The 15801-nt window shown below is 67.0% G+C and carries 8 protein-coding genes; 6 read left to right on the top strand and 2 right to left on the bottom strand.

The window, feature by feature from the left end; all coding sequences use genetic code 11:
* The first annotated feature begins 31 nt into the window (after positions 1–31).
* From AC0MRV_RS05070 to AC0MRV_RS05045, 6 genes are all read left to right on the top strand, one after another.
* Positions 32–2527 (top strand): alpha/beta hydrolase family protein, encoded by a 2496-nt coding sequence (locus AC0MRV_RS05070; RefSeq protein WP_472763348.1) that lies wholly within the window; start codon positions 32–34, stop codon positions 2525–2527.
* Positions 2524–4275: a hypothetical protein gene (locus tag AC0MRV_RS05065; RefSeq protein ID WP_472763347.1), complete on the top strand. Its 1752-nt coding sequence runs from the start codon at positions 2524–2526 to the stop codon at positions 4273–4275. Before AC0MRV_RS05070 ends, AC0MRV_RS05065 begins: the two co-directional genes overlap by 4 nt.
* A gap of 86 nt (positions 4276–4361) precedes the next feature.
* Positions 4362–6938, top strand: coding sequence for an alpha/beta hydrolase family protein (locus tag AC0MRV_RS05060; protein WP_472763346.1), 2577 nt, complete (start codon positions 4362–4364; stop codon positions 6936–6938).
* An 11-nt stretch (positions 6939–6949) separates the two neighbouring features.
* Positions 6950–8704: a hypothetical protein gene (locus tag AC0MRV_RS05055; RefSeq protein WP_472763345.1), complete on the top strand. Its 1755-nt coding sequence runs from the start codon at positions 6950–6952 to the stop codon at positions 8702–8704.
* Between the two features lie 127 nt (positions 8705–8831).
* Positions 8832–11282: a dienelactone hydrolase family protein gene (locus AC0MRV_RS05050; RefSeq protein WP_472763344.1), complete on the top strand. Its 2451-nt coding sequence runs from the start codon at positions 8832–8834 to the stop codon at positions 11280–11282.
* Complete coding sequence (locus tag AC0MRV_RS05045) at positions 11279–12979, top strand: hypothetical protein (protein WP_472763343.1); 1701 nt, start codon at positions 11279–11281, stop codon at positions 12977–12979. The genes AC0MRV_RS05050 and AC0MRV_RS05045 overlap by 4 nt, the downstream gene beginning before the upstream one ends.
* Positions 12980–12988: 9 nt before the next feature.
* On the opposite strand, the gene AC0MRV_RS05040 is transcribed toward AC0MRV_RS05045, so the two are convergent.
* Positions 12989–14101 (bottom strand): LptF/LptG family permease, encoded by a 1113-nt coding sequence (locus tag AC0MRV_RS05040; protein WP_472763342.1) that lies wholly within the window; start codon positions 14099–14101, stop codon positions 12989–12991.
* Positions 14102–14192: 91 nt separating this feature from the next.
* The gene (gene nhaC, locus AC0MRV_RS05035; protein ID WP_472763341.1) at positions 14193–15701 is read right to left on the bottom strand and encodes a Na+/H+ antiporter NhaC; all 1509 of its coding nucleotides are present in this window, start codon (positions 15699–15701) and stop codon (positions 14193–14195) included.
* Positions 15702–15801 lie beyond the last annotated feature (100 nt).

Here is a 15801-nt window from a genome sequence, read left to right as displayed (position 1 = left end):
TGCCCCGAACCCGACCTGTCTTTCTGCCCCTGTGAGTCTTCCTCCCGTTTCCCGGCTCTTTGCCGCCCTCCTGCTGGCTCTGCCCGCAGTCGCCCAACCATCGATTCAGGCCAGCGCCGAAGCCCTCGCGGCTCAGCTGCCCCAGATCGATCTCAATCGCCTGCCCGTGGCCAACGCCGAGGCTTTGATCAAACAGATCGCCCCGCCGCGTTCCGTGTTCGCGACCCTGTCGCGCGACGGCCGCCACCTCGCCTTCACCGTCAACGCCGGCGGCCAGACCCGGGTGGACGTCGTGGCCACGGACGCGCCCTACGAGAAACAGTCCATCTTCCTCGGCGACATTCGCGGCGCCCAGATCCACGCCCTGCACTGGACCTCGTCCGATCGCCTCGTGCTCGCCACCGAAGATTGGGCCATCGTCACCCTCTCCCTCGCCGACGGCTCCGCCCGCATCGTGCTCGATCCCGACCGTTTCTCCGCCCGCATTGGCGATGATTACGACGCCGACAGCCGCGACAACCCGCTGGGGCTCGAAACCTACGCGCGCCCCCCGCGCCTGCTCCGCCTGGCGCCGGATGCCGACGACGAGGTGATCGTCGAGGGCGTTGTGGGCACGCACCTGCGCAACGCCATCGCCACCACCGCCCGTCTCAACCTCGTGACCGGCGAGTGGAAACGCATCGACACCGTGCGCATCACCGAACCCGCCAATCGCATGTGGACCGATGCCCAGGGCCGGTATCGCCTCCTGCTCGACCGCACCAACCTGCCCATGTCCTGGCGCGTGCGCGCCACCGACGACGACGGCGACCTGCGCGGCTGGCGCTCCCTGCGCAGCGTCCTGCCCGACACACTGGCCGACGCCTTCTCGGTCGATGCCAAACGCCTGTGGACCGATCGCGCGGTGCCCCTCGGTTTCGGCGCCGATTCCCGCCTGCTGTTTTTCGCCACCAACCTCGGCCAGGACACCTACGGCATCCGCGCCTGGGACTTTGCCACCGGGTCTCCCGCCGCTCTGGAAATTGATCATCCCGCGGTCGACCTCGCCCCCCCGGTCGCCGATTTCGCCCCGCGCCTGCTGGGCCTGCACGAGCGCAACCAACGCCGCAACAACCCCGCCGTCTACTACACCGACTTCAGCGCCAAGCCGCCGCCCAACCCGCTCGTGTTTGACCGGGCCGATCCAAGTTTCCTCGTCGGCGTGCGCACCCCCGTGCTGGCGGCCGGCGCCCACTGGCTCGATCCCACCCTCGCCGACCTGCAAGTTCAGCTTGAGGCCGATCACCCCGGCCGCGCCGTGCAGATCCTCGACTGGGACGACCGCCGCCAACGCTTCCTCGTCAACGTCTCCACCGAAGCCTCCACCGGCCGCTACTACCTTTACCGCACCGCCGACGACGCCTGGGTCGAGCTCTTCCGCCGCGATGCCATCGACCGCGAGGACGAGCGCCATGTCGTCGAGACCTTTGTCCTGCCCGCCGATGCCGACCACCCCACGCCCTTGCGCGGACGGCTCACCCTGCCGCGCATGCCACTTGGCAAACGCCCGCCGCTGGTCTGCTTCCTCCCCGACGGCCCCTGGCAACAACCTCACCACGCCCGCTCCGCCCCCGCGCAGATGTTGGCCGAGTTCGGCTGCGTCGTGCTCGAGTTCGAGCCGCAAAACGTCGCCGGTCGCGGCACCGCGGCCCTGCTGCGGAACCGCGACCAACCCGCCGAAGGCACCACCCGCGAACTCGATCGTGCCCTCGCCTGGCTCGAGGGCCGCCAACCCTTCAATCCCAACCGCGTCGGGCTCATCGGTGTCGGCTACGGTGGCTGGCTCGCGCTGCGCGTAGCCGAGCTGCGCAGCGGCCGCATTCGGGCCGTCGCTTCCCTCAACGGCTTCGACGACCTCGATTACCTCTTCACCGCGCCGCCGCCGCGCGAGCGCCTCGAGACGGCCAGCCGCGGCCTCGAACGCGCCAACAACATCATGCAGTATTTCGACGCGGTTCGTTCCGACCTCGACCGCCTCGCCGCCGTCACCTCCGGCGCCGGCAGCACCGAGCCCACCGACGCACGCTCGTTCTCCGCGACGCCCCGCAGCGATGAGTTTGAAACGCCCTCCACCGTGAGCGAATCCAGTCCGTTCGCCTCACGCCTCGCCGTCGCCCAGCGCATGGACCGGGCCGAGGAGCTCACCCCCGCATCGCTGCAAGTCGGTTTCGCCCGCTGGTTCTTCGGCCGCGACGCGGCCAAGGATCCCGCGTATTCAGTGACTGAACACATCGCGGACCTGCAAAGCGCGGTCTTCCTCTGTGCCTCGCCCGACCGCGAGAACCGGCCCGTCGACGACACGCGTCGCATCGCCTCCGCGCTGGAACGGGTGCAAAACCCGGCCGACGTCTGGATCATGCCCGCCTCGCCCTGGGGGCGCCCCTTGGCCGATCGCAGCGAGGTCTGGCTGCGCGTCGCCGCTTTTCTCAATGAAACCTTGGTCAACTTCGACGTGCAGATCGGCACCGTTAAGGAGGTAAAAGAATGATCCGCATCCCCTCACTGGCCCGCCGCGGCCTGACTCTTCTTTCCCTGGCCGCGCCGTTCACGCTGCCCGCCGCCGAGACCGCCCCGGAGTCCGACGCCGTCTCCCTGCCGCCTTTTTTCGTGGAGTCCTCCACCCGCGAACAACGTTGGTATCTCGCCACCGGCCCGGACTTCGAGCTGCTCACGACCAACGACACGGAGTTCGCCCGCGGCTACGCCCGCCAGTATTACCAACAACTGGCCTTGGTCCGCCTGCTCGTGCCGGAACGCTACCAGTGGAAACCCTTCCTCCCCACGCAGCACCTGGTGGTCGGCACCGACAGTCGCCGCCAGGAAACCGACGCCGCGATGCAGGAGGCCATCAATCGCTTCAAGACCGAGAACCAGAAGCGCGGCGAGGCGGCCGCCAAAACGAACACCAAGTTTCTGCCCAACCTGCGCATCAGCGGCCACGACAGCAGCGCGGTCTTCGCCTTTCAGGACGAACCCGAGCGCGATACCACCAACGACTCCTTTGCCATGCGCGTCCTGCGCCCCGGTTCCCGGAGCGGCGGACGGGATACCCCCGGCTTTCACTTCACCGCATCGCGCCTGGAGGAACTGCTCAGTCGCCGCACCCCGGCCCTGCCCGCCTGGTTCATCGCCGGCATGACGCGAGTCTACCGCAATTGCTTCTTCAGCGACGACGACATTCAGGTCGCCACCTTGGTGTGGGAATCGTCGGATGTGTCCGGACTGCTCCGCCGCGATGCCGACTATCCGCGCGAGATGATGGTGCTGCCCGACCTGCTCTCCGCGCCGCCGCCAGCCGCTCCCGCGCGCCGCGCCGTCTGGGAACGCCAAAGTGAACTTTTCGTCCGCTGGGCCCTGTTCGCCGACGAGGGCAAACACCGCGAGGCCCTGTGGTCCTTTGTCGACCGACTCGAAGTCCAAGCGGTTTCCGACAAACTCTTCCAACGCCACTTCGGCTTTGGCCTCGCCGAAGCCCGCGACCGCTTGAGCGACTACCTGAATGTCGCCGTCAGCGAAACCTTCGAGCTCGCCCCGTCGGAGAAATTTGTCCCGCCCGAGATCGTCACGCGCCGCGCCGATCCCGCCGAGGTCGCCCGCATCAAAGGCGAATGGGAACGCCTCGAGACCGCCTACGTCCGCCAGCACGTGCCGTCCCTCGTCGAGCTCTACCTCAATCGCGCCCGCGGCACCGTGCACCGCGCCCGCCAAAACGCCGACACACCGGAGCTGAAGGCACTCGCCGGCCTCATCGAATACGAGGCCGACAATTTTGCCTCCGCCCGCACCGAGCTTGAAGCCGCCGTCGCCGCCGGCATCCGCCGACCCCGCGTCCTGCAGGCACTGGCCAACCTGCGCTTCCGCGAACTGCGCGCCCGCTACCCGCAACCCGCCACCATTCCCGCCGAAGCGATCGGTGCCGTGACCGTGCTGCTGGACGCCGCCGTGCAAACCGATCCTCCCATCGCGGAAACCTACCTCCAACTGGTCGAATTGTGGCTCAACACCGATGCCACGCCGGACGCCGATGACCTCGCCGCCTTGGCCGCCGGCACCCGTGCCTTCCCGCAGTGGCCCACCCTGGTCGCCAACATGGCCATCCTCCAGGCACAGCGCGGCCAGCCGGCCTCCGCCCTGCAGATCATCGGCTACGCCCGCGCCCGCGTCCGCGATGCCAAGACGGCCCAGTTCCTCGATACCCTTCACGCCCAGATCACCGCCGCGCTCGGCCCCCGGTAACCGCTCCACCCAAAAAGGCGGAACAAGCTACCGCCCCCCCTAGTCCACAGCGGAAACGCGGCGCTACCCCTCCGCCCCTACCCGCCATGCTTTCCCCCTCCCTCCTTCGGCCGGTCGCCGCCGGCCTCCTGCTCCTGTCCTCCGTGCTGCATGCGCAGCAACGACCGCTGATCACCTCCGCCGACCTGCAGGCCCTCATTCCGCACCTCCAGTTTGAGGGTCGACCCGTCGCCAACGCCGACGCGCTCGCGCTCAAACTCGCGCCCTTCCGCACCCAACTCGCCAGCCTCTCGCGCGACGGCCGCCTGCTCGCCTACACCGTCACCGAAGGGCCTTACACCCGCATCGACATCCGCGACCTCGATCGGCCGGCCGAGGTGCATCGTGTGCAACTTGGCGACATGGCCACCGCGGAGGTGCTCTCCCTGCGCTGGACCTCACCACGTCAACTCGTCTTCACCACCGAAGACTGGGTCGTGGCCGCGGTGGACTTCGATGCCCAACGCTCCCGCAAGCTCATCTCCCCGCGCATCCTCCAGGCGCGCCTCACCGACACCTACACGATCACCGAGGGCCGCGCGGTCGATCCCTACAACCGCTTCGAAATGGACCGACCCGCCCGCGTTTATGGCGTCGATCCGAGTCGACCTGACAGCCTGCTGCTCGAGTCCGTGGTGGGGAGCAACCTGCGCAACGCCCTTTACCAAACCTTGCGCCTCGACGTCCGCACCGGCGAGTGGGAGTTCCTCGATGAAACCCGGATCACGCGACCGGCCGTCCGCCTGCTCTCCGACCAGGCCGGCCACGTCCGTCTGCAGGAAGACCGCACCAACTTCCCCTACGAGTGGCGTGTCCGGGTTTTGGATACCAACGGCCGCCCCAATCGCTGGCGCAATCTCGACGACGTTTTGCCCGCCGAACTCGCCGCCTCCTTCGAAGCCCCCGTGGCCGACCTCTGGTCGCGCCGCAGCATTCCCCTGTGCTTCTCCCCCGCCGACCCCAACGTCCTGCTCTACGCGACCAACCTCGATTCCGACACCTTTGGCGTGCGCTCGGTCGACCTGCGCACCGGCGAGCCGGCGGCCTTCAGCGTCGGCGCCGCGGATATGGACCTGGTCGATCCGGTTGGAGAAATCGCTCCCCGCGCCATCGGCCGCAGTGAACGCTACATGCGCGCCGAGATCGCGGCGATGTATTACACCGACTTCCAACCCGCCCCGCCCCGCGATCCCTTGGTCCGCGACCGCACCGATCAACGCATCGTCGGCGTGCGCACGGCCTCGTTTGCCACCGGCCGGATGTGGTTGGAGGACGAGCTCAGCGCCGTCCAGGCCGAGGCGAGCGCCCAGTTTCCGCGCCGCCGGGTGCTGCTCGAGGAATGGAACGACACGCGCGAACGCTTCCTCGTGCGCGTTGAATCTCCCGGCGACCCCGGGCGCTTTTTCCTCTACGACCGCCCGCTCGGACGCTGGGTGGAACAAATCCGCATCGCGCCGCAGCTCGCCCCGGCGGACCTTCATCCCACCATTCCCTTCGCCGCCACCGCGCCCGACGGCGAACCCATCACCGGACTTCTCACCCAGCCGCGCGACCCGCTGCTCAAAAAACCCCCGTTGGTCATCTACTTCGCCGACGGCCCCTGGCAGACCGCCCCGCGCGCCTACTCCGGCGCGGTGCAGATGCTGGCCGAGTTCGGCTGCGCCGTGCTCCAACTCCACTATCGCGGCAGTGCCGGCCTCGGGCGCAACAAACTCCTCGGGGCGCGGGAAGCTCCCGACCTGATGGCCGCGCAGGATACTGCCGCGGCGCTGGATGCGCTGGCCAGCGACTACGGCTTTGACCGCCGCCGGGTCGCGACCATCGGCGTCGGCTATGGAGCCTGGCTGGCCTTGCGCACCGCAGAGATTCTGCCCGATCGGGTGCGTTGCGTCGTGTCCCTCAACGGCTTCAACGATCTCTCCCCACTCCTTCGTGCGTCGCCTGACCGGGAACTCCCGGGGCAGCGCAACGAGAACCTCGAACGCGCCCAAAACGCCATGGCGATGTTCGACGAAATCAAGGCATCCGTTGAGAGTCTGCTCGACTCCGCCGAAGAGGAGGACCCGCGCAACTCCGCCGGCAGCGGCAATGACCTTTCCGCCGAACTCGCCCAATCCGGCGCCACCGAACGCATGCCCTCCAACGACGACTTTGGGCTCACCAGCTTTGATTTCGACACCGAGTCCGCCAGCGAAGGGGAAGACTCCGGTATGAATGATGTTTTCTGGGCCAACAAACGACGACTGGACGCTGCCCAACGCATGCGGGATGCGGTGGAGGCCACCCCGGTCGACGCCCGCGCCGCCTTTGCCGCGTGGTATTTTGAACCCGCCCAGGCCCGGGGCGAGGACCTCTCCGTGCTCACCCACATCGACCAACTGCAGGCCGAGGTGCTCATCTGTCAGGAAACGCTCAACCCGCACGCCCCCACCGAAGACGCCGTCGCCCTGCGCCGCGCGCTCGACCGCGTGCGCAACCCTCCGGAATATTGGGAGATTCCCGTGCACGCCTGGAGTCGCCCGCTCGACCAACGTCCCGAGGTCTGGCTGCAGGTTGCCCGCTTCTTCAACGAAAACCTCTACAACTTCGACGTGCAGATTGGCACGTCGGTGGAAGTCAAATGAGCCCGCACCCGATGAAGCCCCGCCCTCTCTTCGCCGGCCTGCTGGCGCTCAGCCTCTTGCACCCGGTTTCCGCCCAGGACACCGCCCCGCCGCCACTGCCGGCCGACGAAGAGGTCTACATGCTCCCGCCCTTCCTCGTTGAAAAATCGGTGCAGCGCCGCGTCTGGTCCTACCTCGCCACGCCGGACCTCGAGATTCTCTCCACCGGCTCCAACCAGGCCGCGCAGGAGTTCGCCCGCAACTACCACCAACAGGAAGCGGTGCTGCGACAGCTCATCCCGGAACGTTTCCTGTGGCAGAGCCCGATCCCGCAGGTGCTGCTGCTGGTCGACGACAACGACGGCGACCTCGTATCCGACGAGGCCCTACAAGCCTTCTTCGCCCGCCACGACACCGTCGTGGGCGGCGGCCGCCCCATCCGCACCACCCCCAACCTGCGCCTGGTCGACCGCGACCGCACCGCGGTTTTCGCCACCCACAACTTCGAGGAAAAGGACGTCGATTTCCTCCAAGGCACGCGCGACCTCGAGGTCAGTTGGTTCGCCAAACAACGGGAGGCCGACGCGAACCGACTGCACCTCGTCTTCACCGCCGACCGGGTGGCCTTCCTACTCAATCAACGCGCGCCCCTGCTGCCCGCCTGGTTCCGCGCGGGGTTCCTCAACCTCTACCAGCAGGTTCAGTTCGGCGAAGACGCCCTCGGCTTCGGCGAGGCCGCGTGGCGCACCCCGGCCGAGGCCGACCGGCTGCGCCTCGACCCGGACTACCCCCGGGAGATCGAGCCCTTTGCCTCCTTCTTCACCGTCAATCCCAGCGAGCTTTCTCCCGCCCGCCAGTTGGCCTGGCGCGAGCAGGCGACCCTGCTCACCCGCTTTCTGCTCTTCGGCGACGACGGCGCGCACCGCGACGCGCTCTGGGCCTACCTCGACCGCATCGCCCTCACCGGCGTCTCCGAGCGCAGCTTCATCCGTTGCTTCGGGTTCGACTACGTGGAGGCCCGCGATCGCCTGAGCGATTTCCTCCCCTCGGCGGTGCTCACCTCCGCGGTGTTCGAACTGGCCGAGATCCCGCCGGCGCCAAACTACTCGATTCGCCGGGCCACGCCCTTGGAGGTCGCCCGCATGCGCGCCGAATGGGAACGGCTGGAGGTCAACTTTGTGCGCGAGCAGCATCCCGAACTGGTCGACGCCTACCTCGGCCAGGCCCGGGCGACCGTGCAAAGCGCCCTCGCCAAACTCGACGACACCGCCGATCTCGAGGCCACCGCCGGTCTGTTGGAATACGATGCCGGTGATCACCCCGCCGCCCGTCGCCACCTCGAGGCCGCCGTGGCCCAGGGGGTCGCCCGACCGCGCGTGCTGCAGGTGCTGGCCCAGCTGCGCTACGATGAAGCGCGCGCCCGCCTGCCCTCCGACGCGCTCCTCACCACCGAACACACCGGCCCGCTCCTGCACCTGCTCCGCGCCGCCGCCGCCCAGCGGCCGCCACTGCCCGAAGTGTATGCCTTGCTGGGTCGCATCTGGATGGAAGCTGACTACGCCCCGGCGCCGACGGACTTCAATCAGCTGCTCGAGGGCGTGAAATACTTTCCCGACCAACCGGCCGTGATCACCCGCACCGCCATCGTGCTCGCCAGTCACGGCCACCTCGAACGCGCGCTGCGCCTCATCGCCCACGGCCTCAACTACGCCCGCAACGACCACACCCGCGCCACCTACGAGGAGCTCCAACAACGGCTGCAACAAGCGCAACAGGCGCACCTGTGAGGCCGCATCCGGGAATCCAACTTTTTGTCGCGTCCCCCTCGCCGGTCCTCTTTAACTGACTTCCGTTCTGGCCCCGCTGCTTCCCTGGATCGACTGACTCCCGATCGCCCCGCTTGCCCGCCGCTCCATGACCCTCTCCGGCCCTTTGCTCCGGACCTGCTTCTTTTGCGCCAGTTTCGGCACGGTCACCGCCACCGTCGCGCAGGCGCAGGCTGACCCGACTCAAGCCCCCGTCGTCCTCCGCGAGGACCAGCTCACCACGGCCTCGCTTTCCCCCGACGGGCGCTTCGTGGCGGCCGCCTTCACGATTGGCCACACGACCCGCATCGAGCTCACCCCCGTCGCCGACCCGGCCGCTCGCACCATCGCCTATCTCGGTGCGCCGCCCAATCCGCGCGTGACGGATTTTGTTTGGGCCCACGATGGCACCCTCGTCTTCGCCACTGAGGACTGGGTCATCGCCGCGGTCCGCCCCGGCCAGTCCGCTGTGGAGGTGCTCACCGACCCCTCGGCCATGGAAACCACCTTTTCGGTGCCCGTGGTCTCGGCCCGCACCCTCAGCGACAGCGCCGACACGGACTATTCGGCATCGGAGCGCCTGCCCCGCATTCCCCGCCTGCGCGGTCCCAATCCCACCGAGCCCCACGCCGTCATCATCGAGTCGGTGACCGGCAACGCGCTCGACAACGCCGACATCCGCACCCACTCGCTCGACACCCGCACCGGCGAGATCAGCAACCTGGACTGGGAGCGTATCAACCATTCCGATACCCGATTTCTCAGTGACGCGGCCGGCCGTTTGCGCCTCATCACCGAGCGGGTGGGTCGGGAGTTCACCGGCAAGGTTCGCCTCGATACGGGAGGTCGCCTGGGCAAGTGGACCCCGCTCGACCGGGTCCTTCCGGCCGACTGGGCCGCGTCCTTCGCCTTCGCCCTCGATGACGCCCACCGGCAGCGCAGCCAGGCCATCGCCTTCGGCCCGGCCCCCAATCAATTGATCTTCGCCTCCAATCTGCCCGACGGTTACTGGAGCCTGTTCACGATCGACCTCGGTTCCGACGAGCCGCCCGCACCCTACCTGCAGCAAAGCGCCGCGCACAGCGTCTACCCCCGCGACTATGGCGCCCCCCGGCCCTACGGCCGTCTGGAGCAGCGCACCCGTGAGGCCTTGGCCGGTATGATCATGACCGATTTTGCGCCGAACTCTTTTCCAGCGGTGCGGATCTCGCCCGGCCCCGGCGGCCAGGACGTGCTGCTCGAAACAGCGGGCGAACCGGCCGATCCGGTCTGGCGGAGCGAGGCCTGGAGTCGGCTCACCACGCATCTCGACCGCGACTTTCCCGGCCGCCGTCCAGTCGTGTTGGACTGGAGCACCGATCATCGTCGTTGGCTTGTTCGTTTCGAATCGGCCGAGGAGCCCGCCCGGGTTTTCCTGCACGACCTCGACTCCGCCAGTTGGGTGGAATACTACCGAACAAGCCCCGCCCGGGAATGGACCCAACGGAATCGCGTCGAGGCGGTCACGTTGTCCGCCCCCTCGGGAGACTTTCGCGCCCGGCTCATCCACCCCCACGCGCCGCGGGTGACCCGACCGCCCTTGGTGTGTTTGTTTTCCGACGAACCTTGGGAAAGCCCCCGCCCGTCCTTCAACCCGGTGGCGCACTATTTTGCCGATGCCGGCGCGTTGGTGTTGGAGTTGGAAGCCCCCCTGCCCCTGTCTCCGCACCAGCCGCTCCCGCTGGCCCCCGATGCGCTGACCGCCAGTCGCGTCGAGACCGTGCTCACGTGGCTGGACCAGGAACACAGCATCCGCCCTGGCAAGATGGCCACGGTCGGCTGGGGTTTTGGCGGTTGGCTCAGTCTGCGGGTCGCCCAACTCCTGCCTGATCACTTCGATGCGACCGTCGCGCTGAATCACCAGAACCGCCTGCGCGAGGCGTTCTACCCGCCTAAATTTTTGAGCCGCGGGGTGCGCGTGCAAAACCAGCAGCAGGAGACCTTGGCCATGGCCACGGCCCTGCTCGACGGCCTGCGCCGCCAGGGCGAGGAACTGCTCAACAACGGGCAATCCTTCGGCACGAGCTCGTCCGCGGGCTCGCCGTCGGATCCATTCGATCCCGATGAGACGGACGAAGACGGGAACAACCCCGCCTCCAACGAATACCGGCCGCCAAATCTCATCCTCTCGGCCATCACCCAGCGCACCATGACCGGTGCCCGTTCGCTGCGCGCGTTGGAATCCCAGCCGCTGACGCCCCTGCTCCTCCAACAAACCCTGCGCGACCTGCCCGAGGAGGCCATGAAACGCTCCTTGGTCGAAGATGCCGAACACCTGCCCGCCGCGGTGTTGCTCGGCGTGGAGGAGGGCAACCCCTACCTCGGGGACAACCCTTCCGGTCCGCTGGTCCGAGCCCTGCGCCGGCAGGACAAATCGGTCGAACGCTGGATGATCGATGAAGCCAGCTGGTCCCGCGACCTCACCGAGCGCACCGACGTCTGGCACCATGTGGCCGCCTACCTCGCCGCCAACCTCTACAACTACGACGTGCAACTGGGGCCCGCCCAACGGATGCCATGACCACCCGCTTCAATCGCCTCCTGCGCTCCGGTTTGCTCACCCTCGCCACCGTCTGCTGTCTTTCGGCCGAGGAGGAAACCACCGTCGTGCTCCCGCCCTTCGTCGTCGATGAGGGCCAGCAGCTGAAGTGGCACTTCGTGCGCGCCGAGGGCTTTGAGATGCTCACCACCGCCAAACCGGATGTTGCTCGCGAGTTTGCGGAAAACTACCTGCTGCAGCAGCGCTTGCTGGACTGGTTCATCCCCGCGCGCTTCCGCTGGCACTCCAGTCAGCCCGACCGCTGCATCATCCATGAACTCCCGCGCAGCCGCATGCAGTCCCACGAACTTTTGGAGGACCTCTTCGGCGACGCCGATCAACGCAAAAAGTTGATCGATGCCGGAGCCGATGTGTTGCCCAACCTGCAAATCGCCGAAGGCGACAGCAGCATGATCTTCGGCCTGCGCGAATCCTTCAACTCGCTGGTCACGCACTCGGTCAGCGAACTGCGTCGCCAAGGTTACGAAGTCACCCCCGAAAACATCGCCGTGCTCACCGGTCAGTCCTACCGCTTCACGCCGGAACGCATCACCTGGCTGCTGCAACACCGCACGCCCCCGCTGCCGCCGTGGCTGGTCAATGGGCTGGCCGCCCTCTACGCCGAAGCCGCGGTGGGTGAAGGTGAGCTGGCGGTCAATCCCATCTCGCGTTTGGGCACGGTCGAAGCGGCCGAACGGCACCGCGTGTCGGACTCGAGTCCGCGTGAGCTCTATCCCTTTGCGCAACTCTTCACCGGACCGCCCGAGGGCGACACCCGGCTCTGGGTGGACCAATGTCGCCTCTTCCTGCATTGGATCCATACGCAGGAGTCCCCCCGCTATCGCGAGGCGCTGTGGGCTTTGGTCGACGACCTCGCCACGCACGGGATGAACGAGGCCTTGTTCCGGCGGCATTTCGGTTTCGGCTACGCCGATGCCCGCGACCTGCTCAGCGACTACCTGCCCGAATCTGTCTCCCTGCAAAAACCCCTGCAGGCGCTGACCTCCGCCGTCTTGCCGGAGATCGACGTGCGTCGCGCCACCCCGACCGAAATCGCGCGGCTACGGGCCGAGTGGGAACTGCTGCAGGTGGCTCACGTGCGGAAGCACCAACCGCAGGTGCTGGACCTTTACCTCAACAAAGCCCGCGCCCAAGTCGCCTCGCTGCTCCAGTCCTCCGATCAGGATCCCGCCACGCAACTGGTCGCGGGTTTGATCGAGTTTGAGGCGGGCGACTCCGCCGCCGCCTACCCTTATTTGCGCAACGGTCTCGCCCTCGGCGCCAGCCGCCCGCTCGCCCACTTTGCCCACGCCCGCATCGAGTTCGACCGCGTGACCGGCACGCAAATGACGACCGAGGAGGCCGGCCCCATCCTCGCCCATCTGCAACAGGCCCTCACCGCCGCGCCGCCGCTGCCGGAATGTTACCAGTTGCTCGCCGAATTCTGGCTCAAAGCGAACCGGGCACCAACCCGCCGCGAGTTGGCCCAGTTGGACGAGGGCGTGCTGCATTTCCCCACCGCGCCTCAAATCGTTGGCCGCGTCGCCATCCTGCATGCCAATCAGGGACGCGTGCAACGCGCCCTCGCGGTGCTGGATCACGCCTTGCGCCTGCTGCCCGCCGGCAATCAACGCGAGCTCCTGCTGGGCTTGCGCCAGCAACTGGCCTCCGCCGGCTGAGCCGCGCGCTCAGCGCGTGCGGAACATCAGCACCACCCCCAGCACGAGCATCACGAGGTTGGGCGCCAAGGCCGCCCAAATCGGGTCAATGGCCGCGCGCGCGCCGAGGGCCGTGCTGGCGCGGAAGAGGATGAAGTAGAGCAGAAACAGACCGATCGATTTCGAAACGCCCACCGCCGGATTGGTGCGCACCCCCGCCACCGCAAAGGGCACCGCGAGCGAGATGATGATCAGCGGGCCGAGCGTCTCCGCCAGCAAACCGTAGTAGCGCACCGCGTAACGCTTGAGCTTGGGGTCATCGGTCGCGCGGTGAAACGCCATCACCCGCTCGAGCTCGAAAAACGACAAATCCTTCGGCTTCTGGTCGAACACCAACATCAACTCCGGATCCTCCTGGTAGTGCCGCACGGCTTTCTCCTCAAAGGCCAGCGTGCGCTGCACCTCGGTGGTCTCGGGATCGATCCACGTTTCGCGCCCATCCACAAACACCCAACTTCCGGTCGCCGCGTCATACCAGGCCTCGCGGGCTTGGAGGCGGGTCTTCTCCCGGCGCTCTTCATCCAACTCCGTGACCATCACGCCGTAGCCGCGATTGGTGTAGCGGCTGAATCGATTCATGAACCACATGCGGTCCTCGCGCCGATTGTCGAATGCGACCGAATACACCGCCTCCACCCGGTCGGCGCTCTCGATCCGCCCCTGCCCGCGCACCCGCAGGTCCTGCAGAATCTCCCGCGAGGTCTCGACCGACCAGGGAATCACCGTGCCGTTCAGATACCACGTCGCGCCGCACAGCACCAAACCCGCCAACCAAATCATCCGGGTGATGCGAAAGAAACCCATCCCCGCCGCGCGCATTGCCGTGATCTCCAAGTTGCGGTGCAGGCGACCGAGCGCGTAGAGCAGCGACAACAACAACGACAGGTTGAGCACCACCGAGAGAAAGCTCGGGAGCTTGATCAGAAAATAGAAACAGATGTCCACCGCGCCTGCCCCCACACTCGTGAGGTCGGTCAAGTCGTCGACCATCGCCGACATCAACAGCAGGCCCATGGTCGCCCCCAGCACGAGCCCCAGGGCCCCGAGCCACTCCCGCAAAACGTATCGATCAATCAAGGACATGGGGGAAGTGATGTGTGAAAGTGAAGGGGAGTAAGGGATGAGGATCACACCGACAACCACCGACTTGTCGGATGTTCGCCCCGACCCCCTTTCACTCACTCCCTTTCACTCCCGACTCAACCGAGTCGGGTTCCGCCGGCGTCATTGTCCAGCCGGTGAAGCCATAGAGCAGCGAAATGAGCGGGTTGAGCAGGTTGAGGAAGGCAAAGGGCAGATAGGCCAGCGGGAATACGCCCAAGGTCGCGAACATGTAGGCGCCGCAGGAGTTCCATGGAATCAAGGGCGAGGTGACCGTGCCGCCGTCTTCCAAACAGCGCGAAAGGTTCTTCGCATGCAGCCCACGGCGCGCGAACGCCGTGCGATACATGCGCCCGGGCACCACGATCGCGAGATACTGGTCCGAGGCCACCACGTTGATGCCCACACACGTCGCGAGGGTCGAACCGACCAAACCGCCGCGCGTCTTCGCCAAACCCAGGATGGCATTGGCGATGCGGCTCAGCATACCCGAGCGCTCCATCACCCCGCCAAAACACATCGCGCAGAGAATGATCCCCACCGTGCCATACATGCTGCTCAAACCGCCCCGCGTCAGCAGGTCATCCACCGCGGCGAGTCCGGTTTCCGCCACATAACCGTCGTAGGCGATGGTCAGCACCTCCGCGAGCGAGACGCCCTGCAAGGCACTCGCCGCCAGGCCTCCCACCGTCGCACCGAGCAGCAACGCCGGCAGCGCCGGCACCTGCAGGACCACCAGCCCGATCACCAATAGCGGCGGCAGGAGCAGCCAGGCCGACAACTGGAAGTGGCTGCCGATGCCCTGCACGATCGCGTCGACCGCGCTGCCATCCACGTCACCGCCGCCGAATCGCAGCCCCAGCAGCGCATACAAACCGAGCGCGATCACAAAACTCGGCCCCGTGGTGGTGAACATGTGTCGCACGTGCTCAAACAGCTCGGCCCCCGCCACCGCCGGCGCGAGGTTGGTCGTGTCCGAGAGCGGCGACATCTTGTCGCCAAAGTAGGCCCCGGAAACAATCGCGCCCGCCACCATGGGCAAGGGCACCCCCAGCCCCTGCCCGACCCCGATCAGCGCGACCCCCACCGTGCCCGCCGTCGTCCAGGAACTGCCCGTCACCAGCGACACGATGCCGCAGATCAAACAGGTCGCCGCCAGAAACACGCCCGGCGAGAGCAGCTTGAGCCCCCACACGATGAGCAGCGGCACCACCCCGCTCGCGATCCACACCCCGATCAACACCCCCACGATCAACAGGATCAACACCGCCCCCAGCGACAGGCGAATACCATCGAGGTAACTGCGTTGAATCGACCGCCAGTTCATGCCCAACCGCCACGCCAGCAGGGACGCCACCGCACTCGCCGCGATGAGCGGGAGGTGCACCGGTATCGACGCGTTCAATACACTGCCCAGATAGGGCACCCTCGCCAGCGCCCGCAGCAGCGGCGTGACCACCGCGATCTCCGGCAGCTCGTTGAGATTGAGCACGGCGCCCGCCAAAAAAACCACCAGACACCCGACCGGCACCAACGACTCGCCCAAAGTGGGCTCACGAACGGTTGACGAGTCGGGCGGCATGATTGCGCGCGACTCTAGGCGCCGATCGAATCGTTTGAAGGCAGAACTGCAGCCACCCGCCAAACCGCGTCCGGGGGTCGCGGTCCACCGCCACCCCACC

The organism is Actomonas spartinae, from assembly GCF_051209155.1.
GTDB lineage: Bacteria > Verrucomicrobiota > Verrucomicrobiia > Opitutales > Opitutaceae > Actomonas.
This window is presented reverse-complemented; position numbering and strand designations above follow the sequence as displayed.